General features: G+C 43.0%; 16 protein-coding genes. 9 read left to right on the forward strand and 7 right to left on the reverse strand.

The window, feature by feature from the left end:
• The first annotated feature begins 5 nt into the window (after nucleotides 1–5).
• Entirely contained in the window at nucleotides 6–869 is an 864-nt protein-coding gene (locus HMPREF9969_RS08290; protein WP_009435392.1) for a phosphatidate cytidylyltransferase, read from the forward strand.
• Between the two features lie 494 nt (nucleotides 870–1,363).
• Nucleotides 1,364–2,011 (forward strand): SprT-like domain-containing protein, encoded by a 648-nt coding sequence (locus tag HMPREF9969_RS08295; RefSeq protein WP_009435378.1) that lies wholly within the window; start codon nucleotides 1,364–1,366, stop codon nucleotides 2,009–2,011.
• A 31-nt stretch (nucleotides 2,012–2,042) separates the two neighbouring features.
• Here HMPREF9969_RS08295 and HMPREF9969_RS08300 read toward each other — a convergent pair whose 3' ends face one another.
• Together HMPREF9969_RS08300 and HMPREF9969_RS08305 are read right to left on the reverse strand one after the other, a co-directional pair.
• Nucleotides 2,043–3,659, reverse strand: coding sequence for a RagB/SusD family nutrient uptake outer membrane protein (locus HMPREF9969_RS08300; RefSeq protein WP_009435361.1), 1,617 nt, complete (start codon nucleotides 3,657–3,659; stop codon nucleotides 2,043–2,045).
• A 33-nt stretch (nucleotides 3,660–3,692) separates the two neighbouring features.
• The gene (locus HMPREF9969_RS08305; RefSeq protein ID WP_198005085.1) at nucleotides 3,693–6,428 is read right to left on the reverse strand and encodes a SusC/RagA family TonB-linked outer membrane protein; all 2,736 of its coding nucleotides are present in this window, start codon (nucleotides 6,426–6,428) and stop codon (nucleotides 3,693–3,695) included.
• A gap of 169 nt (nucleotides 6,429–6,597) precedes the next feature.
• On the opposite strand from HMPREF9969_RS08305, the gene HMPREF9969_RS08310 reads away from it, so the two are divergent.
• Nucleotides 6,598–9,765, forward strand: a complete 3,168-nt coding sequence (locus HMPREF9969_RS08310; protein ID WP_009435397.1) for a glycoside hydrolase family 2 TIM barrel-domain containing protein — start codon at nucleotides 6,598–6,600, stop codon at nucleotides 9,763–9,765.
• Nucleotides 9,766–10,051: 286 nt separating this feature from the next.
• Here HMPREF9969_RS08310 and HMPREF9969_RS08315 read toward each other — a convergent pair whose 3' ends face one another.
• Entirely contained in the window at nucleotides 10,052–11,455 is a 1,404-nt protein-coding gene (locus tag HMPREF9969_RS08315; protein WP_036895552.1) for a C1 family peptidase, read from the reverse strand.
• A gap of 246 nt (nucleotides 11,456–11,701) precedes the next feature.
• On the opposite strand from HMPREF9969_RS08315, the gene HMPREF9969_RS08325 reads away from it, so the two are divergent.
• The 6 genes from HMPREF9969_RS08325 to HMPREF9969_RS08350 all read left to right on the forward strand — a co-directional run bounded on the left by HMPREF9969_RS08325 (nucleotide 11,702) and on the right by HMPREF9969_RS08350 (nucleotide 18,461).
• A complete protein-coding gene (locus HMPREF9969_RS08325; RefSeq protein ID WP_009435401.1) occupies nucleotides 11,702–12,523 on the forward strand; it encodes an ATP-binding cassette domain-containing protein in 822 nt (273 codons plus the stop codon).
• A gap of 20 nt (nucleotides 12,524–12,543) precedes the next feature.
• Nucleotides 12,544–13,281: a GIN domain-containing protein gene (locus tag HMPREF9969_RS08330; RefSeq protein WP_009435367.1), complete on the forward strand. Its 738-nt coding sequence runs from the start codon at nucleotides 12,544–12,546 to the stop codon at nucleotides 13,279–13,281.
• A 22-nt stretch (nucleotides 13,282–13,303) separates the two neighbouring features.
• A complete protein-coding gene (locus HMPREF9969_RS08335; RefSeq protein ID WP_009435377.1) occupies nucleotides 13,304–14,110 on the forward strand; it encodes a hypothetical protein in 807 nt (268 codons plus the stop codon).
• A 28-nt stretch (nucleotides 14,111–14,138) separates the two neighbouring features.
• Nucleotides 14,139–14,501 carry a GntR family transcriptional regulator gene (locus HMPREF9969_RS08340; protein WP_009435364.1) on the forward strand — a complete coding sequence of 121 codons (363 nt, stop codon included), beginning with the start codon at nucleotides 14,139–14,141 and terminating at the stop codon, nucleotides 14,499–14,501.
• Nucleotides 14,502–14,978: 477 nt separating this feature from the next.
• Nucleotides 14,979–17,576 (forward strand): transglutaminase-like domain-containing protein, encoded by a 2,598-nt coding sequence (locus tag HMPREF9969_RS08345; RefSeq protein ID WP_009435359.1) that lies wholly within the window; start codon nucleotides 14,979–14,981, stop codon nucleotides 17,574–17,576.
• A gap of 129 nt (nucleotides 17,577–17,705) precedes the next feature.
• On the forward strand, nucleotides 17,706–18,461 hold the full coding sequence (locus HMPREF9969_RS08350; RefSeq protein ID WP_009435354.1) for a copper homeostasis protein CutC: 756 nt from the start codon (nucleotides 17,706–17,708) through the stop codon (nucleotides 18,459–18,461).
• Between the two features lie 75 nt (nucleotides 18,462–18,536).
• Here HMPREF9969_RS08350 and recA read toward each other — a convergent pair whose 3' ends face one another.
• The 4 genes from recA to HMPREF9969_RS08370 form a co-directional block, all read right to left on the reverse strand.
• A complete protein-coding gene (gene recA, locus HMPREF9969_RS08355) occupies nucleotides 18,537–19,541 on the reverse strand; it encodes a recombinase RecA (protein ID WP_009435396.1) in 1,005 nt (334 codons plus the stop codon).
• A 204-nt stretch (nucleotides 19,542–19,745) separates the two neighbouring features.
• A complete protein-coding gene (locus HMPREF9969_RS08360) occupies nucleotides 19,746–20,984 on the reverse strand; it encodes a saccharopine dehydrogenase family protein (protein ID WP_009435362.1) in 1,239 nt (412 codons plus the stop codon).
• 12 nt (nucleotides 20,985–20,996) lie between these two features.
• On the reverse strand, nucleotides 20,997–21,617 hold the full coding sequence (locus HMPREF9969_RS08365; protein WP_009435366.1) for a DUF6621 family protein: 621 nt from the start codon (nucleotides 21,615–21,617) through the stop codon (nucleotides 20,997–20,999).
• Between the two features lie 285 nt (nucleotides 21,618–21,902).
• Nucleotides 21,903–22,349: an HU family DNA-binding protein gene (locus HMPREF9969_RS08370; protein WP_009435395.1), complete on the reverse strand. Its 447-nt coding sequence runs from the start codon at nucleotides 22,347–22,349 to the stop codon at nucleotides 21,903–21,905.
• Nucleotides 22,350–22,515 lie beyond the last annotated feature (166 nt).

Genomic DNA, 22,515 nt, shown 5'->3' on the forward strand with positions numbered 1-22,515 from the left:
ACGCCATGAGTGATAAACTTAAGAACCTAATCGTGCGTGCCCTCACTGGGATCATATTCGTTGCTATTATGGTGACGAGCATCATCAACCCTCTACGACTCACGTGTCTCTTCCTCATCATAACGGGAGCAGCCATGTGGGAATACACGGGATTGGTGAATAAAATAGATGGTGTAAAGGTCAATCGATTCATCTCTACCGTAGCAGGAGCCTACTTCTTCTGCGCTGTGACAGCCCTACAAGTGAATATGGTGAGGGGATTTATCGTCTTCGTACCATATGTTCTCACCCTTATCTACCTCTTCGTTGCAGAACTCTACCTACAGAATAAGAATCCAATGCATAGTTGGGCTTACACAATGTTAGGTCAGATGTACATTGCCTTCCCCTTCTCAATGATGAGCGTGTTAGCCTTCCAGCAGAAAGGCTATGGTATGACAACCTTCGATTATCTCCTACCATTGAGCATATTTATCTTCCTTTGGGCAAATGACACGGGTGCTTATCTTAGTGGCTCACTCTTTGGCAAGCACAAACTCTTCCCACGCATCAGCCCGAAGAAGAGCTGGGAAGGAAGTATCGGAGGGGGTATCCTCGTACTGATTATCGCTGGCGTGATAGGCTATTATGCTAATTCAGGCAATAACACTCACCTCCTCAGTATGCCAGAGTGGATAGGTCTGGGACTGGTTGTCGTTATCTTTGGCACATGGGGCGACCTTGTTGAGAGCTTGCTCAAGCGCACTATCGGTATCAAAGACAGCGGTAATATCCTACCAGGACATGGCGGAATACTCGACCGATTCGACTCCTCGCTCTTAGCAATACCTGCCGCAACGGTCTATCTTTACACCCTGTCTATATGCTAAGAAGACAGATAAAAACCATCTCCGAAGTAGATGTTTAAATACCAATCAAGTAAGGACAAACAGCGCAATCAGTCCTTACTTGATTGCGTTTTATCCGCCTCTTCCAGCCCTCACATCTCTCACTTCGTGCGTTAGCAAATAGGATGAACGGAGGAAGTAAATACCATCTTTCAAGAAATATAACGTCACTTTAACCGATGAAACATACAACTTAGCTTTTTGTACACACTTGTACAATCCATTGTCACGCGTAAGACAATTCATTGTCACGCGTAAGACAATCGATTGTCACACTGAAGACAATCGATTGTAACAATAGGAGACAATCGATTATACAGCTAGTGTATAATTGAGTATCACGTATGTGATACTCGAATATCATCAGTGTGATACCCGAATATCATGCGTATGATACTCAATTATACCGCTGTGTAGAATCCGTTATAATACAGAATTTAACCCATCTAACTAATGACTATTGTCACACATTCAATATGAAACAAAACCTCACAATAGCCTATCTTAAAGAGGCATTCACGCACTATAACCAGCTTATCTTTCACGGGGAACTTCCCTTGCCTGCGCTTAAATTGTCGAGAGGCAAGACCCGTCTCGGGCAGATGGCATGCAAGCGACGAACGTATTGGAGGCGCACCATTTATTCCGATTACACCATTTCCATCTCCACTTACTATGCGTTAAACAAGGAGGAGATAGATGATGTGCTCATTCATGAGATGATACATTATTATATAGCTTACACGGGGCAGAAGGATACTTCGGCACATGGCGTTATCTTCCGTCAGATGATGGATGATATTAATCAGCGTTTCGGCAGGCACATCACCATATCCACACAAACTAAGGATATTCCTACTCGCATTGCACAAAAGCCTAGAAAGTTTCTCGTGTTGGCATTAGAGACGATTGACAGGCAGTACTTCCTCTCTTCTGTTATGCCGTCAGCAGCAAGAAAGGTTGCCCATCTGGTGAGTCGAAGTAAGGATATTATGACGTATAACTGGTATTACACTTACGACGAATACTTCCGTGATATGCCTCGTGTTCGGTCGCTTCGTGGTCGTAAGGTATCGTTGGAAGTATATATAGAAATGAGAAGTAAGATGGAACGCATAGGATAGGTTCCATCTTACCAAACTATTAGGACAAAGGTTAGCGATAACCTTTATTCTGTTTCAAACTCTTATTCAATGCCATAACACGAGTTGGGATGGGGAACACAATAGTGTGCCGATCCGCCTCATTCGTGCTATTTGTCTTCTGGTCATAAGCCCGATGGAACAGGTCATAGCGTATGAGATCGTTCCGCCTCCAGCCTTCCCACATCAGTTCCATCAGTCTTTCGGCTAAGATGTTATCGAGGGTAGCCGGTCTATACCCCATCCCACTGCGTTGGCGAACAGCATTTAGTTCGTTATCAGCAACCTCCCCGTTACGCGCTTTTGCTTCTGCCTTCATCAAAAGCACATCGGCATATCTGAAGAGTACGATGTCGTTATCGGGGCTCTTACCATCGTTATATGCGTTCCTATCCACCTCGTATTTCGCCATACGGGCACCTGCTGTCTTGATAAATGGGCTATTCGTTAAATTCACCTCGACAGCCAATGGCATGTAGACTAGCGGTTCGCCATCTTCAAGACGTACAATCTTCCCATCGACGCGCACCGTGTCAGAATATAAATTAGCTGTATATCGCTTGTCAACCTGGCTTGTTCCGTAACCGAAAGTACGCACAGCGGTAAGCGTTGCACAGGCACCATTCTCAGAGGAAGTGCCCACTGCGCCACCATGCGCATAGTGACGAGAGCGGAAAAGATACTGAAATTGATTCTTATAGAGTATCTTGTTCATCGGAATCACAAATATATTCTCTACTGATGTCTCATTGTGTACGGCGAAGTTACTGCTATAATCGCTTGCTAACGTGTAGCCGTCTGCCGTTATCTTATCGCAATAATACTGGCAAGCCTGCCACGCATTCAGCTGCTGCCCATCAATGGTGAAGAAGATATTAGTCCCGCTTGGACGCTGGTTGTCAGTCCAATCAGCATCCGTATATACCTCCGCATTGAGCATTAACTTAGCCAAAAGGAAGTCGGCGACAGGCTGTGTGACACGCCCATAATAGGCTCCTTCCAAATTACTATGTTCCTTCGGCAGGAATGGTTCGACCTCTTGTAGCTCTTTGACAATGAAGTTGAATACTTCAGGTCGACTACTCTGCTTGCTGTCCTTCATGTTATCAATCGTGCTGGTAGCTAAAGGTACGTTACCAAACATATCCATGATATAGAAGTAGAACAATGCTCTCAAGGCTCTCACCTCTGCCTGATAGGAAGTGTATTGGCTCTCGGTGAGCAAGTCTCGCTTCTTATCTATGACCCTCAAAGCGTCATTACAGAACACAACCACCTTATAAAGATACTTCCATGTGTCGTAAAGCGACTGGTCATCAGCCGTCCAACGATGCAGATAAAGGTTCTCCCAGAAGCCTCCATCGTACCAATCACCCCCTCTAACAGGGATGATTGCCTCGTCAGAAGTCAAGGTGTTGTAATCATAAACGCCCCTATAAGTGCCTTGCAAGCCCTGACTATCGGCATTACCACCAATATAATTATATAACGTGGCAACGGCATTCACATACACATCCTTAGCCGATGTGAATACTTGGTCTTCGCCCAAACTCCCTTTAGAGTGCTCGTTCAAGCAACTAGAGAATGTCAAGATAGCCGCAAAGAGTAGTAAACGTGGAATATATCTCATGCTGTGAAGGGTTTAAAATATTACTAGCTTTCATCAGAACTTAACGCTTAGTCCCACCGAGAAGGTGCGATAAGGAGGATAAGTTCGCTTGTCATCTATGCCTAATGTGTTATCTACTACGTAACTATTTATCATTGGTGTCAATCCACTGTAGCCCGTGATGGTAGCAAGGTTATTGATGTTGAATGATAAACGCAACGACTGGATGTACTTGTTCTTAATAGGAGTATTCCATCCAATGGTGAGATAATCGAAGTTAAGATAGTCTCCCTTCTCCAACCAATAGTCGCTCACATTCTGGTCAACGATGTTCCGCTCTGGTGCAACAGACAGCACATTATAATCAGGGAAGTTAGACATATTGAGGTATGAGAGCGTCGTTCCGTTGAATATCTTATGCCCGAAGGCTCCGTTCATCTGCAAGGTTACATCGATATTCTTATATCTGAAGCTGATATTAGAGCCGAGGGTCATCTTTGGAGTAGCCTGTCCTGCAATATAACGATCACCATGGTCACTAAGATCTATTGTACCATTGTTATCTAAGTCAGCAATGTCATACTTCATGTGCCCATGCCCGTTATCAACGAGTCCCTTGCAGTGAGGAAGATAGAAAACGCCCAGTGGCTGCCCAACAATCTGATACAAGATGTGGTTATTACCCCCATGAAAGCCCGCACCATCCATTGCGCCAATAGGAGTAATCTTCGATGCCGTCATCTCGTGACCCTTATAATTACCACTCAAGGACAATAGTTTGTTCTTCTGCCAAGCCATGTTAACATTGATATTCAGCTCCATGTCCTTTCGAGCAATAGGCACAATACCCACACCAAGCTCAAATCCACTATTCGACATAGAGCCTATGTTCGCCAATAACTTATCAAAGGCAAAGTCAGGAACAGGCACATCATACTCATAGAGCATGGCGGTTGTCTTAGAATAATAGTATTCGGCGGTCAAGAGAAGACGATTATTAAAGAAACCCATATCCGTTCCGATGTTGAAAGTACTGCGTACCTCCCACTTTAAGTCAGGGTTACTATTACGCAATATACCCATTGTCGTGGTGGGAGTTCCATTATACGAAACAACCCCAATAGGTGTATATTGCTTTAAAGAAAGGTAAGAGCTGATAGCTCCAAGGTTACCCGACTTACCATAACCAGCCCTCAGATTGAGTAAGCTAATCGCTCTCACGTTACGCAGGAAAGCCTCTTTCTTCATATCCCACGATGCAGAAATAGAAGGGAAGAAGCCCCATGTGTGGTCTTTGCCCACCATTGATGAGCCATCCGCACGCATTGACATATTCAATGTGTAGCGGTCCAAGAGATTGTAAGAGAGTGTTCCCATGACGGATGCTAAACTAGGATCAGCATAGTTACTGCCTGTTCCCTCATAAAGGCGAACAGCTCCCGCCCCGAGGTTATCATAGCCGAAGAGGTTACTAGTCAATCCCTTTACTTCTGTCCAGAAAGCCCTTGTCTTGCTCTGTTGATATTCGCCCAAAAGGGTGGCAGAGAGGGCTTGATTGTCCCAACTATGCTTCCAATCGAGTTGGAGATTACCTAACAGATCCTCCGTCTTACGCTCTCCTCTATAGGCTCTTCCTTGTGCCCATACCCATGTAGGAGCGAACTTCCCATTCTCTGTTGATGTATAGGAATAAGAGCCCAAAGCCGATAGCTTCAAGTCATGTGACAGCTGATATTGTAATTGCAAATGGGTATTGAAAGTTAGATTCCGCTCATCGTTACGCTCCTTCAACAGCGGTGCGGGTGCAGCAATCTGCGATGAGTTGCTATTGCGTTGCCACCCATCTCCCACCTTATGAAAGGCTAATGTAGGATTCATAGACGCTGCCGAATAGACAAGCATGTGCAGGTCATAGACCTTATTATCCTGTTGAGACGAGCCGAATACACCAAAGTCTATCTTCAACTTCTCATCAAATGCCAACTGAGAGATATCTAGCTTGGCGATGAAGTTGTTGTAGCTTCGATTCTTTATAACGGTCTCTCCACGCATATAACCTAATGACGCACGATAATTCGACTTATCACTACCACCGCTAAAGGCTATATGATGTGTATTTAGGAAGCCCGTTCTGGTAATCTCCTTTTGGAAGTCTGTATCAAAGCCTCCATCATTATAAACCAATCCCAATGCTTTTGCAGCATTCCTATACTCTGTCGCATTCAGCATTCGAAGTTGTTTATAAACTGACTCAAAACCTATAGTTCCATCATAATATATCTGGAACTTACCTCCATGACCGCGTTTCGTCTTTACTTCAATGACACCGGAAGCACCACGAGAACCATACTTTGAGGTTTCTGAAGCATTCTTCAAGACTGTGAAACTCTCAATATCTGCAGGGTAGATAGTTGAGAGTGTGGCTAGGTCGGAAGATACTCCATCAATGATAACGAGTGGGTCATTGCCACCAGTTAATGAAGTAGTACCACGGACACGCACACTTGTGAGCATTGCCATTCGGTCTTGTCCGTTAGATACCATATTAACACCCACAACCCTACCTGATAGAGCGTCAAGTGCCGAACTTACCAATCCTTTATTCATTTGTTCTGCTCCCACCTTTGCCATCGAACCAATGATAGGCAAGGTATCATTTACGTGGAATAAAGGTTGCGTTTGAACTTTTCGAGTGCTCCTATGTCTCTTCTGCGCTTGTGCTACCCCTATTGAATGGGTCAACAAAAGGCAACAAGCAAGTGAGCGTACGATGATGTACCGACTAGTCATATTATGGATAATAAATGTTATGTATGCCGTTATGTGTAGCAAATATACATAAATTTTGATAGATAACACGCTCATTAAAGGATTTTTTGCTAATTTTGTTGGTGCTTACCTCATACGTGTTACGTATATAAGGAGCATAATAAAAAGGAAACCTAAAGTATTGACCAACATGGAAAAGATAATCCTTACAGCTTTATTGCTAGGTTTGTCTGCCTCTGGGTTACATGCTCAACAACCACAGACAGAACCTACCTTCACAGAATGGCACGACTTACAAACAAATGCCGTCAACCGATTTACAACGCACACTGACTTCTTTGCCTTCTCTCCATACGAAGGATTAGCATTGAAGAAGTATGATCGAAAACTCTCAACAAACTATCTCTCATTAGATGGAGACTGGAAGTTTAATTGGGTGGAACATGCTAATCAACGTCCAACTGACTTCTTTCGCACTGATTATGACGATTCGCAATGGAAGACCTTACATGTTCCTGGTATCTGGGAGATGAATGGTTATGGTGATCCCGTGTATGTGAACGTGGGTTTTGCATGGCGTGGTAACTTCAAGAATAACCCTCCTGAGGTTCCGATTCAGGATAACCACGTCGGCTCTTATCGCCGTACTATAACAATACCAGACACCTGGACGGGCAAACAAGTTATTGCTCACTTTGGTTCAGTGACCTCTTGTATCTATTTATGGGTCAATGGTAAGTTTGTTGGATATAGTGAAGACTCTAAGGTCGGACCAGAGTTTGACATCACCAAATACCTAAAGAAGGGTAAAAACCAGCTTGCTTTTCAAGTCTTCAGATGGTCAGATGGCAGTTATTGTGAGGATCAGGACTTCTGGAGACTTAGCGGTGTAGCACGTGAAAGTTACCTTTATGCACGTGATGCAAAGCAACACTTGGATGACATCCGTATTACTCCAGACCTCGTAAATGACTACAAGGATGGTACACTCAGCGTCAACCTTCAGCTTACAGGCAATACAAAAGCCTTCTTGATATTGGAGGATACGGATAATAACCTTGTCTATAAGACGGTCGTAACGCCCAATAAAGCAGGGCAAGCAACGGCTTTGATGGAATTAAGAAACCCAGAGAAGTGGACGGCAGAGACACCTTATCTCTATAATCTCTATGTTCATGTAGAAGATGCCAAGACTGGTAAAGCCATTGAGATTATACCCCTCAAGGTTGGATTCCGTAAGGTGGAGATAAAGAACTCACAAGTACTTGTCAACGGACAACCCATTCTCTTCAAGGGTGCCAACCGACATGAAATGGATCCAGATGGCGGTTATCTCGTTACACGTGAGCGTATGATACAGGATATCCAGATTATGAAACGTCTTAACATCAACGCTGTTCGCACCTGTCACTACCCTGACGACCCATTGTGGTATGACCTTTGTGATGAGTACGGACTATATGTTATAGCTGAAGCTAACCAAGAGAGTCATGGCTTCGGGTACGCTAAAGACGCTCCATCAGGTACTCCTCTCTTTGCGAAACAGATAATGGAACGCAATCAACACAATGTAGGAACTAAGTTCAACCACACTAGTATCGTCTTTTGGAGTTTAGGTAATGAGACATGTTATAGTAAGAACTTTGACGATGCTTACAATTGGATAAAATCACAAGATCAGAGCCGTCCTGTGCAGTATGAACGGGCGGAGAAAGAGGGCTACGCAACAGACATCTTCTGCCCAATGTATTATTCTCCAAAGGACTGCGAAGCCTATTCTAAGGATCCAAACTATACACGTCCTCTGATTCAATGTGAGTATAACCACACTATGGGTAACTCGGGTGGTAACCTCAAAGAATACTGGGATTTGATTCGTAAATATCCTAAGTTTCAAGGTGGATTTGACTGGGACTTCGTTGATCAAGGTCTACATCGTACACCGCACTTCGACGCTTCTCGCACTACAAAAGACTATGAGCAATTAGCCAAAGAAGCGAATGTTGAAACGGAATATACCTATGGTGGCGATTACAACAAGCATGACCCTTCAGACAATAACTTCAACTGCAATGGTATCATCGGACCTGATCGTCAATACAATCCACACGCTTATGAACTTGCATACGAGTATCAGAACATTTGGGCAAAACCGATTGACTTGAAGCAAGGAAAGATACAAGTTTATAACGAATACTTCTTCCGTAACCTCAATAACTATCGAATGGAATGGTCATTGATGGACGAGGGGAAAGTTGTGAAACAGGGTACGATTGAAACGCTGGACATAGAACCGCAGCAGTCTGCTACTTACACTCTTCCAATCAACGGGCAGGACTTTAATGGTGAAGGACTACTGAATATCGACTTTAAACTAAAGTCGGCAGAACCGCTCATGGAGGCTGGTCAGACAGTAGCAAGTATGCAGATGGAGGTGAATCCATGGCAACCAATGCCCAAGATGGAGCCTGTTTCGACTGCAAAGGTTAGGGTTTCTGACAACGTAAAGGCTGGTGAGGTGAGCTTCACAAGTAAGGACTTTGAGATTGTATTCAGCCGTCAGACGGGTCTATTGACACGCTATGAAGTGGAAGGAAGAAACCTCTTGGGCGAAGGTGGAACACTAAAACCTAACTTCTGGAGAGCCGTTACAGATAATGATATGGGGGCTAACTTCCAAAACAAGCTAGCGGTATGGCACAATCCTAAGATGGACTTAAAGCAAGTCTCTGTAGAACCTGCAACAAGACAACTAACAGCTGTTTATGATATGCCCGATGTAGCAGCAACATTACACCTTATATATAATGTAGCACAAGATGGGGCTCTTCATGTGAGCATGGAAATGCAAATGAAAGATGGTTCGAAGGCACCTATCCTACCCCGCTTTGGTGTGTTGATGCAATTACCTTACGACATGGATCAGTCCACTTACTATGGTCGTGGACCTATTGAGAACTATTCCGATCGTAAATACTCACAGCGAATAGGGCTCTACGAGCAGTCTGCTGATCAGCAATTCTTCCCTTACATTCGCCCTCAAGAGACGGGTACAAAGAGTGACATAAGATGGTGGAAGCAGACAGATAACGATAAGTTTGGATTCAAGGTGTACTTCGACGAAGCTCCATTCTACGCTAGTGCGCTACATTACAACATAAGTGACTTGGATGAAGGAAAGGAGAAACACCAACGCCATAGTTACCAAGTTCCAACTTCAGAGTACACTAATCTCACCTTAGATGGTTATATGATGGGAGTCGGCGGAATCAACTCTTGGGGTGAAGAACCACTACCACAATATCAATTACCAGCGGTAAATAGGGCTATACACTTTTGGATTCAACCATGTAAATAAGGCTCTTTGAAACTCCTCCCAACCTCCCTTAAGAAGAGGAGTATCTAATGGAAACTAATAAGGGAGGGCTTTCTTTGTTTTGAAGAGAGCCTCCCCTCATATCAAAGAAACGCCCTTCTCCAATGGAGAAGGGCGTTTCTTTCTTTATTAACTATTGTCCGTTGCTAACAAGGCTGTGCTTCGTTACACTTTACACGTACCTTTATTGTACTATTCCTCCTCATTCCTTTAAGGACAGCCCCTCCTTTCGAAGGGGCTTGGGGAGGCTTTATCAGAGTGGAGAAAACTACATATCCTCCTGGAACAATGGGTCTTCTGGCACCACCATAACAGGTTTCTCTTGTGCAGCCTTCAGTACATTAGCAGGCACATACTTCGTATCAACTACTAGTCGGAACATATAGTCATTGAACCAAGGATTGGTCATTATCAAGTAACCATTCTGTCCGTAAGTAGCTCCCCAAGAGTTTTCTACCTTCCACTTCTTCGGTTGTCCCTGCTCGTCAAGGTCAACAGCTGTAAGTGTCATGGCATGTGTTGAACCGCTATCGAAGGTCGCAATGCGATCCGCCTTATCCATTGGGAAGGTCGTACCATACAATGTTCCGTAATCGTAGTTATCGGTATCGAGGTATCCACGAGTGCGATCCAACTGCTTGCCAACATCGTAACTACTGTACATCTTAGTCGAATCCTTCAACGAAGCAATCGCCATTTTATCAATCTCCTCCATAGGTAGATTAACGTACTTCCAGTTATGTCCATCGTAAGTATGGCGGTCGTAATCAATCTCATAAGTCTTATAATAAGGTCGACGAGGGTCATTCATCACCATAATAAACGTACCATTAAGAGGACCACCAACGGTCTCTTTATAGAATTCCTGCGGTGTATAAGTCTTCACCTTGCCCACTTGTTTACCATTCTTATCCTTGTAGGCATAGCTAAAAGACTTAACTGGTTCGCCAAGAGAAAGCGTCAAGATGTGATAGATGGTACCTAACATCTCTGTCTTACGAGACTTGATGCTCACTTTCGATTTCTTATCTGCTACCATCTTACGAAGCTCCAATCCGAACTCACGTAACTTAGAAGCTATGATGCGAGACATACGTGAGGTGTTCTCTGCCGAGTACGTTTCTGGCATTATTTCCATCGGTACTACGCCATACTTCTCCACGAGGTCTGCAACCCCACAAAACGTCCCTCCGTCCCCGATGGGGTTCTTAAAAAAGAACTGAACACGCGGGTCGTCAATAGCTTTGTCAGCATTATCTATAACGCCCTGGAGCATTAGGTTGGCTTTTTCTAACTGGTCATAAAAGGAGAGATAGACATGCGAATACTCTACATGTAACGTATCCTTATGGGCACGAGCGAACTTAGAACGCAAGACATTAAGCCCCGTAAAGAGCCAACAACGCCCTGAGCTCTTTTGGTTCTGAATGTTTTGTTTAGGTGTTTCAACACTGAAATAGGTATCAATAGGGCCTGCATTGCGAAAGTTTCGAGCCAAGTCATCAATCGAATTAGTGGCTATCGCATTAGATAAAGCACGGTCAGAAGCAGTCAAGCCAGACTTCTGAATCTGCTGTAACATCTGCTTATCAATACCTCCATCTTTGGTTTGTGCTTGTAGAGAAAACGCTATGCTCAATAGCCCACAAGCAATCAACATGTTTCTTTTCATCATTATTTATTGTATTGGTATAGGGTTATTACAATTCACAAAGATAGTACTTATTTCCCAAACCATCTATAAGAACAAATGGAAAAAAGCCTTGCTTTTTTTGCAAAAAAATATTAATTCATTTGGAAGGAAGCGTTTTTTCAACTACATTTGCAGTGTATTATTAAAGTAGTACACCATTACATACGATCAAAACAAGCGTTTAAAGACATTTAAGACATAACCCCCTTAAAACAAGAAGGAACTATGATTCAAGTTAACAACCTCTCTTTCAGCTATCCAAGAAGCAAACACAAGGTGTTTGATGGGCTGAACCTAGAACTCAACGAGAGCCGTATTTATGGCTTATTAGGTAAGAATGGAATGGGTAAAAGTACCCTACTCTACCTCATTGCAGGCTTATTAAAGCCATCAAAGGGCACAGTTATAGTTGATGGATACACTGCTTCACGTCGTTATCCAGCAATGCTACAGGAGATATACATCGTCCCTGAAGAGTATAACTTACCTGACATGAGTCTCAAGAATTACTTAGCTGTACACGAGAAATTCTATCCGAACTTCAGCAGACAGACCTTAGAAAAGTGCTTACAAGACTTTGAGATGCCCACAGATGTAGACATGAAGCAGCTCTCCATGGGGCAGAAAAAGAAGGTGTATATGAGTTTCGCACTTGCCACAGGATGCCGACTTCTATTGATGGATGAGCCTACCAATGGTCTTGACATCCCATCCAAAACACTCTTCCGAAAGGTTGTTGCAGGCAATATGGCTGATGATTCATCATTGATAATATCAACTCATCAGGTGCATGACGTCGAACAACTACTGGACTACATCATAATATTGGACAACTCACAAGTGCTCCTTAACGATTCAACGGAAGCGATTACTTCAAGGTTTCGATTCGATGTTCTCCAACCCAGCGAGATGGATAACTCGGTGCTTTATGCTGAACCTTCTCTACAAGGAAACAGCGTGATCTGTAAGCGTAAAGAGGGTGATAAGGAGACCTACATCAACTTAGAACTCTTATTCAATGCGGCAATTCAAGGTAAACTAAAGTAAATATAAAGGAGGACATCATTATGAAGAAACAATCCAACAAACGGATATCTACTATCCTAACCAGCCTTTTCTTGACTTTAACGATCATCACTCTGTGTTCGTGCATCACAAAGAAACCCGATTACGGACTGCCTACCAAGAAGGATATGAACGTCGAGGCGTTCCAGAATGTAGAGTTAGGAGGAAATGCAGAAGTCTACTTCTTGCAAGGAAACAAGTACCAAGTAGAGATAAAAGGTAGAGAGAAACTACTCGAATATGTGGATATCAAGGTTAAAAATAACACCCTCATAATCCACGAGAGGAATCACCCATCACAAAAAGGGATCATCTTCTTTAATAGTTCTAACGACGGAGCTGATATAATAAAGGTATATGTAACATGCCCACAACTCGTTAGAGTGGATCAAGGAGGTAATACATCCCTCACTTTCCAGGACTCTCTTCAGGTAGACAAACTGACACTTGACATTAGAGGTAACTCTTGCGTCAAACTCAACAAAGTGAAAGTCAGCGAGATGAACATGGATATCTCTGGTAATGCAGACGTTAACATTGCAAAGTTGACGGCACAGACTACAAAATTCAACATCAGTGGTAACGCCAGTGTAAACACCTACTTTGACCATTCCGATAGTGTGACTCTCACTTTATCAGGCAATGCTGACATCACACTCAATGGTAACACACGTCAAAGCATACAACAACGAGTAACGGGAAATGCCTCTGTTACCGATAATACAAGTAGAACAAAATAAATAAAGAAAGGACTTATTAGTTATGAAAAAGTTCGATATTAACCGATTCGGAAGAGTACTCGCTCGACTCGTTCTCGTGCGCCGTCGCAAAATAATTAACCTATTCCTAGGGTTCCTCATTGCCTGCTTCATCTATATGATCTTACGTGTTTGTAACATCTTCACATGGCAGGCAAGCAGTACAGAACAGATACAAATAGATCTCATGGGAAGCGTTGATTTCCCCCTTACGATACTACCGGCAGCATTCTTCATCATGGGTACTTTTGTTATAAATGACCTCAAGTTGCGTCAGTCACGCATAAGTGAGATGATGCTACCAGCTACCAATGTAGAGAAGTTCGTGGCACGTGTAGTACTCGTGTCTATCATCTTCCCCCTCATAGTTGTGGCTGCTTTCCTAACAGCGGACGTGTTACAACAAATTGTTTCCATGCTGGTTAATCATGGTGCAAGGGCATCGATGACTACAATAGCAATAGACTCTCTCAAAACGACAAGCTCCCTTTCCCCTCTTTGGGTACAGTTAGAAGCAATCCTTCTCACCAATGCTTTCACCATATTAGGGGGTATGTTCTTCCGCAAAACAGCATGGTTGAAGACCATCATAAGCCTCGTTTTGATTCTCATGATAGTAGCTGGTTTAATGGCAGGTATCGGTTTTATGCTACTTGCTCACACCGACTATCAACTCTCAATACCGAATGACTTCTTCGGAGATATTACTGGGAACATCATCTGTTTGGCACTCACTATATTAATGTATTGGGCTGCTTACAAGTTATACACACGCTTGCAGGTTATCAACAATCGGTGGATTAACATATAACAAAGTATTAATGAAAGGATAAAAGATTATGACTTTCGAAAATAATAAGGCTATATACGAGCAGATGGCAGACCGCCTTTGCGATGAAATCATAGCCAAAACCTATAAAGCCGACGACCGAATCCCATCCGTAAGGGAGTATGCTGTCACCTTGCAAGTGAACACCAATACGGCGGTTAAGGCTTACGAACTATTGGCAAGAGAGCAGATTATCTATAACAAACGCGGTATGGGCTATTTCGTTTCGGCTGGTGCAAGGGAGCAAATCATGCTTGCACGACGTAAAACCTTTTGTCAGCAAACCCTTCCGTCATTGTTCCGTGAGATGCAACTCTTGGGTATCACAATGGAAGAAGTGGTGCAGGAATATAAATCGAAGGCGCAGTCTTAAACGCTGCCCTTCCATCCTTTAAACTATTAAGGGAGCCGAAAGAATGAAAACAAGTGTGTAGTTTAGCCATAAGATATAAGTTTACTTGGATTCATTCTTTCTACTCCCTTAATACTTTCTAAGCCCTTACAAAAAACATCGTACACATTGATAAAAAACAAAGAGAGGCTCTTCTCAATTTGAAAAGGGCGTTTCTTTCATGCAAAGAGAGGCTCTTTTCATAGCGAAGAAACGCCCTCTTTATCCACTAACACATATTAGTAACATTCCCTTAGGTGGCACCCCTATCCTTTGGAGAGGCTTAGCGAGACAAGAAGAAGAAAGGAACTCGTACAGACCTAACCAATCGCACGATAGAAAGGATTCGTATTTTTTATGCGATAAGACTTGCATATATTGATTTTTTTTACGAATATTGCAAGCGAAAATAGTATCAACTGTAATTTACCAACAGCTTATTAACTAAAGAATAAATCTATGAAGAAAATCCTACTAAGCTTGTGTCTCTGCCTCATGGGAATGACAGTCTATGCACAACACTTTATCTCCGATGCAGCATTCAGACAGAAGGTGAACAATGCTTTCGACGCCAAAATGAAGTTGATTGGATCGAAGTTCTATGATACAAAAGGGCTATCGCCAACCATGGAGGAAGAGGAAGCCTTGCGCTTTCTTTATGCCTATATGCCGATTGCAGATGCGACTGATTACACCACAGCTTACCACTTACGTAATGTGCGAACTGCCCTCGAAACGAGGAAAGAGATGGCATGGGGAAAGAAGGTGCCAGAGCTTCTCTTTAGGCATTTCGTTCTACCGATGCGTGTGAACAATGAGCCTCTTGACAGCTCTCGTGCTATATTCTTTCAAGAACTGAAAGGGCGTGTTAAAGGGCTTTCTATGCAACAGGCAATATTGGAAGTGAACCACTGGTGCCATGAACATGTTACTTATGAACCTTCGGACGCACGCACTTCTTCACCACTGCAATCAATGCGGACAGGACGAGGACGATGTGGGGAAGAGAGTACTTACACGGTGAGTGCCTTGAGAGCCATTGGTATTCCAGCTCGCCAAGTATATACTCCTCGATGGGCACATACCGATGATAACCATGCGTGGGTAGAGGCTTGGGCAGATGGAAAGTGGTACTTCTTGGGGGCTTGTGAGCCTGAACCTGTATTGAATCTGGCATGGTTTAATGCACCAGCATCGCGTGCCATGCTCATGCACACACGTGCCTTTGGCGATTACGAAGGTCCTGAAGAAGTTATGCTACGCACAAATAACTTCACAGAAATCAATCTGATTGATAACTACGGGAGCACTGGTAGGATTGATTTCAGCGTTCTTGATGCTAAAGGGAAGCCCGTACAGGATGCGAAAGTGGACTTTAAAATATACAACTATGCCGAATATTACACCGCAGTTACCAAATACACCGATAAGAAAGGACAAACGTTTCTATCTGCAGGAAGGGGTGATATGCTTGTATGGGCGTCTAAGAACGGACACTACGGATATGCTAAAGTATCGTTTGGAAAGGATAAGAAGGTTGTTATAAGACTCTCTTACGATGATAAAAAGGCGGGGAAAGAGCAGGATATGGATATTATTCCACCTGTAGAGAATGCCATTCTACCTCCTGTAACAGACGCACAACGCAAGGAGAATGAGCGTAGGTTGGCGGAAGAAGATGCTAAACGCAATGCTTACATAGCGACATTCCCTTCAGAGGAGAGCCTGAAAGATTACCCGATTAAGGCCGCTATACCTTATATAATAAGGTCACGTGGTAACTGGAGAACCATCAAAGAATTTGTTGAGAAGTACTCGGCAGATGAGAAACGAGCTATTGATCTGTTGGAATCACTTAGTTATAAGGATCTTCGAGATATGCCAATGGAGATATTGGAAGACCAGATGGCAGCAAAGAGTGACGAGTTATGCCCTCGTGTAGAGAGTGAGATGATTCTCAAACCATTTAAGGTTTTCTTTGAGAAAGCGTTTAGTAATGATGCTAAGAAGTTTAAAGAGAATCCTGCACTATTGGTAAATTGGGTGAGAACAAACATCAAATTGAATCCTGATAAGCACGCTATGAGAATCCCACAAACGCCTATCAGTACGTGGGAAAGTCGTGTGGCAGACGAGAGAAGTAGGAATATTTTCTTTGTGGATGTGGCTCGGAGCCTTGGTATTGAGGCTCAACAAGATGGCGTAACAGGGAAGGTTCAATACAAGAAAGATGGTCAGTGGGTTGATGTTGACTTTGAAACAACGCAACAACAAGTAGCTAAGACGGGGAAGTTGGTGCTTGACTATAAGCCAACGGAGTTCTTGGATGACCCGAAATATTATACTCACTTCACGATTAGTAAGATTGTGAATGGGCAGACCTTACTGATGAATTTTGATGAGTCAGCCGATGGTTCGACCTATGGAGCAACCTGGGCAAATGCGTTCAAGGATGGAGCAACACTGGACGAGGGCACTTACTTGCTCGTTACAGGGCAACGCATGGCAGACGGAAGTGTGATGGCTCATAACCGATTCTTCACTATCAAGCCAGGAACAACAACTCGAATCAACCTCATCATGCGTCAGGAAACGGAGGGAATAAAGGTGATTGGCAGCTTTAATAGCGAAGATCTCTTTGAGAAGGAGGGGCATAATGTGTCCTTACTAAGCCAGACGGGACGCGGTTATTACGTCCTCGGCATACTCGGTGTAGGGCAAGAACCAACGAACCATGCCCTCCATGACATCGCAAAAGTAAAGGAGAAGCTGGATAAATGGGGGCGTCCAATGGTATTGCTCTTCACAAGTGAGGAAGCAAAAGAGAAGTTCGATGCACAGAAGAGTGAGTTTGGTCAACTGCCAGAGAAGGTAATCTACGGTATAGATAAGAGTGGGGAGATTCTCAAGGAGATTGCCAAAGAGATGAAACTGCACAATACGAGTCAGCTACCAGTATTCATCATCGCTGACACCTTCAACCGAGTTGTATTCCTATCACAGGGTTACACCATCGGGTTGGGAGACCAGATTGTGAAGGTAAGTAATAAACTTTAGAATTGAGGAAAGGGCGTTTGACGATAGAAGGATATAAGTATTGAGATGTAAAAGTCCAATAACTCCAATTAACGGAACATTTGTCTTAACTCCCTTTCACTCCTTTCACTCCCTTAACTCCTCTATAATATGATGAAAGAAAACTATGAATTTGAAGTCTGCGCCAATAGTGTTGAGAGTTGTATAGAGGCTCAACGAGGTGGTGCCAATCGTGTGGAACTCTGCATGGGAATACCCGAAGGCGGTACAACTCCTTCTTATGGGGAGATAAAGATGGCACGAGATGTATTGAAAGAAACACGCTTGCACGTGATAATTCGTAATCGCGGAGGCGACTTCCTATACTCAGAAGCAGAGTTGGAACGCATGGCAATGGATATAGACTTGTGTCGGCAACTCGGTGTGGATGGCGTTGTCTTTGGTTGTCTGACGGCTAATGGCGATATTGATAAGCATGCCAACCAATTATTGATGGAGCATGCTAAAGGGATGAATGTCACCTTTCATCGTGCTTTCGATTGTTGTCGAGATCCCGAGAAAGCCTTAGAAGAGATTATTGCAATGGGCTTTCATCGTATTCTCACGTCTGGTCAGCAGCCCACGGCAGAGTTGGGTATTCCTTTACTAAGACGTTTGAATACACTTGCAAAGGATAGAATCATTATCATGGCAGGATGTGGAGTAACGGAAAAGAATATCTTTAAGATTCAAGAAGAGACACAGGTACGTGCCTTTCACTTCTCTGCTCGTGAGGAGAAACGCAGCGATATGCTTTATTCCAACCCTTCCATCTATATGGGAAGCAAAGGAGTTGATGAGAACATCATCATGCAGACTACCGAAAGGAGGGTACGAAATACGATTGAAAGCTTACTGAGAAAGTAAGTAAAGAAGATACTTCTAAAACAAGAAAGAGGCTTAATCCCGTTTGGATTAAGCCTCTTTTATATATGTAGAAGATTATTGTGCCTGGTCAACAATAGCCTGCTTTATTAGTCCTTCGATCTCTTCTGCAAGCTCAGGATTATCCTTCAACATCGTCTTAGTGGCGTCACGTCCTTGTGCAAGTTTGGTTCCGTTATAACTAAACCAGCTACCACTCTTTTGGATAATGTTGTATTGAACACCCAAGTCAACTATCTCACCGATCTTTGAGATACCCTCACCAAAGGTGATTTCAAACTCTGCCTTACGGAAAGGAGGAGCCACCTTATTCTTAACAATCTTAACTCGAACCTGGTTACCAATTACCTGATCACCATTCTTGATACTAGTAACACGGCGGATATCAAGGCGTACGGAACTATAGAACTTCAATGCGTTACCACCCGTAGTGGTCTCTGGGTTACCAAACATCACACCTATCTTCTCACGCAACTGATTGATGAATATACAGCAGGTGTTGGTCTTTGAGATAGTAGAAGTGAGCTTACGCAATGCCTGACTCATCAATCGTGCTTGCAAACCAACAGCCGAGTCGCCCATATCTCCTTCGATTTCTTTCTTTGGAGTAAGGGCTGCTACAGAGTCGACAACGAGGATATCTATAGCAGAAGAACGTATCAACTGGTCTGCAATCTCTAATGCTTGTTCACCATTATCAGGCTGTGATATCCAAAGATTATCTACGTCCACACCGAGCTTCTCAGCATAGAAACGATCGAAAGCGTGCTCTGCATCAATGAAAGCAGCTATGCCCCCTTGCTTCTGTGCTTCGGCTATTGCATGGATAGCAAGCGTTGTTTTACCAGAAGACTCTGGTCCGTAAATCTCGATAATACGCCCACGAGGATAGCCACCAACGCCCAATGCTGTATCAAGAGCCACACTTCCTGTTGGTATAACATCAACATTCTCTATCTGTTCATCACCCATTCGCATGATAGAACCTTTACCAAAGTCTTTCTCTATCTTGGACATTGCGGCTTGCAATGCCTTTAGTTTTCCCTCGTTTGATTCTGACATAGTTGTTTTATAATATTTAAGACCCACCTCAACCCTCCCCAAGTGAGGGAGTTCGATTAGTTAGGAGGGATAAAGTTTACTATTTGTTTATTGATTTCACATTAAATGATCCACTTAGTTCTGCCTTACCTACCGATCTATACTCAAGACCTCGCAACAGAACTATTCAGTCCCCCCTCCCTTGGGGAGGGGAAAGGGGTGGGTTTATAGCTCCAAATCCTTTCCAAACTCTTCATGCCAAGGTAAGCCTTGCTTATTGAGTACCTCCAAGAATGGATCTGGATCAAAGTCTTCAACGTTCCATACACCTGGTTTGCGCCAAAGTCCCTTGAAGAACATCATCGCACCAGCCATCGCAGGTACACCCGTGGTATAGCTGACACCTTGCATTCCCGTTTCGTTATAGGCATCTTGGTGCTTACAATTATTATAAATATAATAGGTTTGCTCCTTTCCGTCCTTAATTCCACGGATACGACAACCTATCGAAGTCTCACCATCATAATTCTCTCCTAAATCTTGTGGATTAGGCAGAACTGCTTTCAAGAACTGCAAAGGAACAATCTTCACCTTAGCTGTCTTACCAGAGCCATCAGCTAATGGTGCTTCATATTCTATCTCATCGATACGACTCATACCAAGATTCTGAATACAATCCAAATAAGTAAGGTATTGCTTACCGAATGTCATCCAGAAACGTGCACGCTTAATTGTTGGATAGTTCTTTACCAATGATTCCAATTCCTCATGGTGCATGAGATAAGAATCACGTGGACCAATATTTGGATAGGTCAAATCTTGATGCACAGCCAATGGTTCTGTCTCAATCCATTTACCATTCTCATAATAAAGCCCCTTCTGAGTTATCTCACGGATATTAATTTCTGGATTGAAGTTCGTTGCAAATGCTTTGTGATGATTACCCGCATTACAATCAACGATATCAAGATAATGAATTTCGTCAAAATGATGTTTAGCAGCATACGCCGTATATGCCTGTGATACTCCTGGATCGAAACCACAACCAAGGATAGCTGTCAGTCCAGCCTTCTCGAATTTATCTTTATAAGCCCATTGCCAACTATATTCGAAGTGTGCCTCGTCCTTTGGTTCGTAATTAGCTGTATCCAAATAATTACAACCGCAAGCCAAACAAGCATCCATGATTGTCAAATCTTGATATGGCAAAGCTAAATTAATAACCAGCTCTGGCTTGAAATCATTAAACAATGCTTTCAATTGCTCAACATCGTCTGCATCAACCTGTGCAGTCTTGATATCAGCTTTATAACCTTTATCATGAATTGCCTTAACTAACTCATCACATTTTTCCTTGCGACGGCTAGCAATCATAAATTCAGTAAACACGTCCTGATTCTGGACAATCTTAAAAGCAGCTACAGTAGCAACGCCACCTGCACCTATCATTAAAACTTTTCCCATATTATCTTATTATTATTTTATCTTACTTTCAATTTCTGGGGAGGAAATTCCCATTGCGTTTAGAATTGAATAACCCAATATCGCTTGCTTGAAATTGCCACCTTCCAAAGGCTGCATCGCAAATAATGTGATATGCTTTAACTCATCATCCACATCATTTAATGTATTTCTAATAGAGCGGAGCAGCGAATCCTCCTCAGCATTCGGAACAAGCATAATCCGTTTTACCTCTTCATGAATACAAAACGTCTTGAGAAGATCAAGCAAAACAGCATCTTTCGCAGTATTTTCATCACCGCAAGCAATACTATTTATAATAAACTCACCGAACCGCTCGTCCATAAAAGCCTGACCGTTGAGTTCTTTATCATAATCGGAAGGAGCAAAATTCTCTAGTTTCTGATTCTTTTTATCATGCAAAAGAATCACTTGTGTCTCATGATCTCCTGGTTTCAATCTACCATCAAGCGCAACATCTACCGCCCACTGACTAAAATCGGCAGCAGGAATACGACGATCTAACATGCGCTCAAAGTTTACGATAATATCAAAAGCCACATGATCAATATAATCACCATCAACGATGATGATGTTTTCACTCCACTTAATATTCTGTGCTTCTTGTGTATTCATAGCCACAAAGATACACTAAATCAAGCGAAATGCAAAGAATAAGGTTGTTTTTATTGCTTTCACTGCTCGCGCCTACATATAATCAAAGGAACTTATGGCAAGAAGAACAATGAAAGAAAGGCATTAAAATAAGAAAATACGTGACCACGGGAGCGAGAGAACCAAATTAATACACTAGTTTTGAAAGACATTAATTTCACAATTAATATAATCGATTGTCTTATTACAGAACGATTGATACCCTGAATCAATCTTAAAATGCTCCCGTGGTATAGGAAGCCTCACCTACCCTGCCTGTGGTCCACTTTCTTCCTCTTTCTTTTTCTTTTCCTCCTTTTTATTATCTGTCTCTTCATCTTTCTTCCTCAACGATTCATAGGAGTTTGCAGCCAACTCGCGCTTCAATTCTGTTCCTGGTGTGAAGACCACACGAGGCTTAATCGTTTCAGTCTTAAAAGCTTTTTCCGTTTCCGCTCCTTTGCTCGACAACGTGACACGCATTGAACCGAAATTACCCAGCTGAATACTAAAGCCATCACGGAGGTAATGTGGCAGACAATCGATAAAGTTATACAACACGTTCGATACATCACCACGTGTCAAGGACGAACGTCCCGCAATGTCACGTGCAATATCATCCAGCGACTTATGCCCTACGTTTACAGGGTTAGCATAAAACTTCACTTCCTCCCGCTTCTGCGGATTCTTCTTTTGAACTAATTTAAATCTCATGATTCTTAGGTTTTTAAATTATTAAATAACTATTGTTTATCATAGCATAGGACAGCACACTTCTGCAGCTTTCCTCATGCATCTTCATGCTGCCCCATTCTATTTTCTTAATTTATTTTCCCCCTCTCACCGCTTCATTTTTCACTCTTTCAGCATCCCCCTCCTG

This window comes from Prevotella sp. oral taxon 306 str. F0472, assembly GCF_000257925.1.
GTDB lineage: Bacteria > Bacteroidota > Bacteroidia > Bacteroidales > Bacteroidaceae > Prevotella > Prevotella vespertina.

What these genes read in the sequence shown, in the direction of transcription:
- HMPREF9969_RS08335 (WP_009435377.1), top strand. Translation starts at nt 13,304, where the DNA reads ATGAAAAAGTTCGATATTAACCGATTCGGAAGAGTACTCGCTCGACTC.
- HMPREF9969_RS08300 (WP_009435361.1), bottom strand. Translation starts at nt 3,659, where the DNA reads ATGAGATATATTCCACGTTTACTACTCTTTGCGGCTATCTTGACATTC.
- HMPREF9969_RS08370 (WP_009435395.1), bottom strand. Translation starts at nt 22,349, where the DNA reads ATGAGATTTAAATTAGTTCAAAAGAAGAATCCGCAGAAGCGGGAGGAA.
- HMPREF9969_RS08345 (WP_009435359.1), top strand. Translation starts at nt 14,979, where the DNA reads ATGAAGAAAATCCTACTAAGCTTGTGTCTCTGCCTCATGGGAATGACA.
- HMPREF9969_RS08295 (WP_009435378.1), top strand. Translation starts at nt 1,364, where the DNA reads ATGAAACAAAACCTCACAATAGCCTATCTTAAAGAGGCATTCACGCAC.
- HMPREF9969_RS08330 (WP_009435367.1), top strand. Translation starts at nt 12,544, where the DNA reads ATGAAGAAACAATCCAACAAACGGATATCTACTATCCTAACCAGCCTT.
- HMPREF9969_RS08305 (WP_198005085.1), bottom strand. Translation starts at nt 6,428, where the DNA reads ATGACTAGTCGGTACATCATCGTACGCTCACTTGCTTGTTGCCTTTTG.
- HMPREF9969_RS08325 (WP_009435401.1), top strand. Translation starts at nt 11,702, where the DNA reads ATGATTCAAGTTAACAACCTCTCTTTCAGCTATCCAAGAAGCAAACAC.
- HMPREF9969_RS08290 (WP_009435392.1), top strand. Translation starts at nt 6, where the DNA reads ATGAGTGATAAACTTAAGAACCTAATCGTGCGTGCCCTCACTGGGATC.
- HMPREF9969_RS08340 (WP_009435364.1), top strand. Translation starts at nt 14,139, where the DNA reads ATGACTTTCGAAAATAATAAGGCTATATACGAGCAGATGGCAGACCGC.
- HMPREF9969_RS08315 (WP_036895552.1), bottom strand. Translation starts at nt 11,455, where the DNA reads ATGAAAAGAAACATGTTGATTGCTTGTGGGCTATTGAGCATAGCGTTT.
- HMPREF9969_RS08350 (WP_009435354.1), top strand. Translation starts at nt 17,706, where the DNA reads ATGATGAAAGAAAACTATGAATTTGAAGTCTGCGCCAATAGTGTTGAG.
- HMPREF9969_RS08360 (WP_009435362.1), bottom strand. Translation starts at nt 20,984, where the DNA reads ATGGGAAAAGTTTTAATGATAGGTGCAGGTGGCGTTGCTACTGTAGCT.
- HMPREF9969_RS08365 (WP_009435366.1), bottom strand. Translation starts at nt 21,617, where the DNA reads ATGAATACACAAGAAGCACAGAATATTAAGTGGAGTGAAAACATCATC.
- HMPREF9969_RS08310 (WP_009435397.1), top strand. Translation starts at nt 6,598, where the DNA reads ATGGAAAAGATAATCCTTACAGCTTTATTGCTAGGTTTGTCTGCCTCT.
- recA (WP_009435396.1), bottom strand. Translation starts at nt 19,541, where the DNA reads ATGTCAGAATCAAACGAGGGAAAACTAAAGGCATTGCAAGCCGCAATG.